Source organism: Microcystis sp. M31BS1 (assembly GCF_020245285.1).
GTDB classification, from domain to species: Bacteria; Cyanobacteriota; Cyanobacteriia; order Cyanobacteriales; family Microcystaceae; genus Microcystis; species Microcystis panniformis.
The window spans coordinates 1-3364 of the sequence record NZ_JADBVE010000204.1; the positions used below are offsets into that span (position 1 = coordinate 1).

Below are 3364 nucleotides of genomic sequence, written 5' to 3' on the forward strand. Positions count from 1 at the left end.
AATAGAAAAGGGAACACACAACCAAATTGCTGGTATTTTTCCTCTGGGCATGGTGGCGCAGTTTATAGAATTTAGCTGGAATTTATGAATCATTTTCTGCATTCTTTCACTGTTTTTCCTGATTCTGCCCGAAAATCTCGCTCTTACTCCCTCGGTAAACTGCGACGACCGTTAATCTTCCTGTTTACCGTCGGTTGTCTGACTAGCGTGGTCGGTTATCGTTTCTATAATCAGCCGAAATTGGCCGTCGGGACTATTTCCCCCGTCACGATTATCGCCCCCGAAGATGCCCGTTTTCAAGACCAAGAAACCACCGCCCTCAAACGCCAAAAAATTCGGGCTGGACTGCTTCCCCGGCTGAAAAGAGACCCCCAAACCACCGACCAGATCGAGCGATCGCTGCGAGACACTTTAGGGCAATTAAGTCAAATTAGCCCAATTCTGCGAAAAAATTCCATTTTAATGGGCAGGAATATTTCTAACGCCACAATGGAAACGCTGCTCACCTTTTCTGCCGCTCAATGGTCAACTCTACAAAGCCGCCTCAACTATGAAGAATCTTTTACAAAACCCTTGACAAAAGAACAGGAATATGCTGTTAGCGAAATCCAAGCCTATCGTCAGCGCGTGGCCAAGGGTAACTTTGAGCAATTTATCGATCGATTAGGGCAATTACGGCAAATAAAGGAGCAAACCAGCCAAAATTATCAGCATTCCAGCTTAAATAAACTCAAATACGCCGATCTGATCACAGTGGCCCAAATGGGCGATCGAGAGTGGCCAAACCTAGAAACAGCCATCCTGCAAGCGAGTCGCCGGATTTTGGTACAAGGCATTCCCCCAGGGATTTCCACCAGTCACCTACAGGATACCATCGCCGTGCAGATTAGCAGCGATCGCCTAACCAGTCGCCAGCAGTCTTTAGCCGAAAATATCCTTCTAGCGGCCCTGGAGGGACAAGCGAACCTGATAGAAGATCGGGAGGCAACCAAAGAACAAGCCACTAAAGCGGTGGAAGCGGTAGATATGGTTATGTCTGACGCTCAAGCTGGTCAAATTATCGTTAAAGCAGGCGAAACAATTACTCAAGCTCAGTTTGTTCTCATCGATGGCTTTGGTTTGAGCGAACGGGGCATTAACTGGATGGGTTTAGGGTCAACGGCAATCCTTGTCACCAGCGCGATCGGGACTTTTTGCCTCGTTTCCCAGCGTCTCCATCGGCCCCTGCGTCACCGGGATTTTCTTCTCTTGGGTTTACTGAGTTTTACCACACCGATCCTAGCGATCGCCCATATTCCCTTTACCAATCTGGCAGCCGTGGGTTTATTACTCAGCAGTTTCTATGGCCCGACTCTGGCCGTCACCCAAGTCCTCTTAACTGCCGGTCTTTCCCTATTCAGCATCCAAGGCATCAGCGCCGATTTAATCGCCGGGACGATTGGGGGACTATTAGCGGCGATGATAGCGGCAAAATTGCGCTCCCGGGATGAATTATCGCTCCTAGGGATGGGAATCGGAGTCAGTCAAGGGGGTGTTTATCTGCTCACTTACCTAATCGTTAGCGCCACGGCCAGCACGGTCATCTATACTCTACTACCCACGGCGCTCGTCTATGGTCTATCGGGAATAGCTTGGACAGTAATCGCCCTAGGATTATCCCCCTATTTGGAACGCTGTTTCGATGTGGTCACTCCCATTCGTCTGGTGGAGTTGTCCAATCCTAATTGTAGTTTGCTCAAACGTTTGGCCACGGAAGCACCGGGTACTTTTCAACATACCCTTTTTGTCGCCTGTTTAGCTGAAGCGGCCGCCCGAAAACTGCACTGTAATGTGGAATTAATTCGCACGGGAACCCTTTATCACGATATCGGGAAAATGCACGATCCTCTCGGTTTTATTGAAAATCAAATGGGTGGCCCGAATAAACACGATGAAATTAATGATCCCTACGTCAGCGCCGAGATTATTAAAAAGCACGTTAGCGAAGGGTTAGTCATGGCCCGCAGACACGGTTTACCGCGAGTCGTCCGCGATTTTATTCCCGAACACCAAGGCAATCTCTTAATTTCCTATTTTTATCAGCAAGCTTTGCAAAAATCCGCCCAAAATGGTCAAGAACTCGTCGATGAGGCGGCCTTTCGCTACGATGGTCCGATTCCCCAATCGCGAGAAACGGCGATCGTTATGTTAGCCGATAGTAGCGAGGCCGCTTTGCGATCGCTGAAGGAGGCCTCCCCAGAACAAGCCATGGATATGATCAAAAAGATTTTTCAGGCCCGATGGCGCGATCAACAATTAGTAGATAGTGGTATTCGTCAGGAGGAATTACCAATTATTGCCGAGGTTTTTGTGCAAGTTTGGCAACAATTCCACCATCAACGCATTGCCTACCCAAAAGCAGTTTTAGAAGTCTCCTCAGCCAAAAAAATATGAAAAAAGATACTTGGCTAAATCAGTTACAATTTCTCTACGAACAAGATGAACATCTCTGGTTGACTGAAACAATTAAACTTCTCAAGGCCAATCGTCTAGCCGAGTTAGATATTCAACATTTAATCGAGGAGTTGGAGGCTTTGAGCAAACGGGATAGAAATCGAGTTGAGAGTTTTTTAAGACAGATAATTATTCAGCTTTTGCTGTGGCAATATTGGTCAGAAGAATTTGAATTAAATCATCGGCATTGGCAAGGAGAAATAGCCACTTTTAGAGTTCAGCTAAATGGATACTTAAGCACAAATCTAGAAAAATATCTCCTAGATAACCAAAAAAGAATCTATCAAGATGCCGTTTTTATTGTTGGGCAAAAAACTGAAATATCTCCTCACAATTTCCCTCTAAATTGTCCCTATTCCCTCGAACAAATGCTTAATAGGCATTGGTTGCCAGAGCGAAATTAGTTAAATCCCACAGGAAAAAATTAAGGATAATTACCAAAATGTTACTAATTACTCTCAACGAAAATACTTTATCTTTATCTCCAGGCAGTCAAGTTATTTTTCCCCATCAGACTTGGGAAGATTACGAAAGATTGCTGAGTTTACGTCTCCAAAAAACCTATCCAAAACTCTATTTTAATCGCAAAACTCAAGAAATTAGGCTTATGTCTCCCCTACCAAGTCATGGCAATCGTGTTGATACATTAAGGGATTTAGTAAAAATTATCCTCCGTCGTCAAGGTAAAGACTGGCAATGTTTTGATCCGATTACCTTGAAAATGCTGGGAGAAGCGGGATTAGAACCAGATACTTGTTTTTATATTGATAATAGACAGGCAATTTTAGGCAAAGAAAGAATTGATTTAACTGTTGATCCTCCTCCCGATTTAGCTATAGAAGTGGATTTTACTTCTCTGACTGATGTGGGT

Annotated in this window: 3 protein-coding genes; all 3 read left to right on the forward strand. The window is 45.0% G+C overall.

From position 1 onward, the window contains the following. Positions 1–84: 84 nt before the first annotated feature. The gene (locus IM509_RS12015; protein WP_072923657.1) at positions 85–2433 is read left to right on the forward strand and encodes an HD family phosphohydrolase; all 2349 of its coding nucleotides are present in this window, start codon (positions 85–87) and stop codon (positions 2431–2433) included. Next, complete coding sequence (locus IM509_RS12020) at positions 2430–2897, forward strand: DUF29 domain-containing protein (RefSeq protein WP_052276007.1); 468 nt, start codon at positions 2430–2432, stop codon at positions 2895–2897. The genes IM509_RS12015 and IM509_RS12020 overlap by 4 nt, the downstream gene beginning before the upstream one ends. A 38-nt stretch (positions 2898–2935) precedes the next feature. Further along, positions 2936–3364, forward strand: a 429-nt coding sequence (locus IM509_RS12025; RefSeq protein WP_287716971.1) for a Uma2 family endonuclease, incomplete at its 3' end; no start/stop codon positions are given.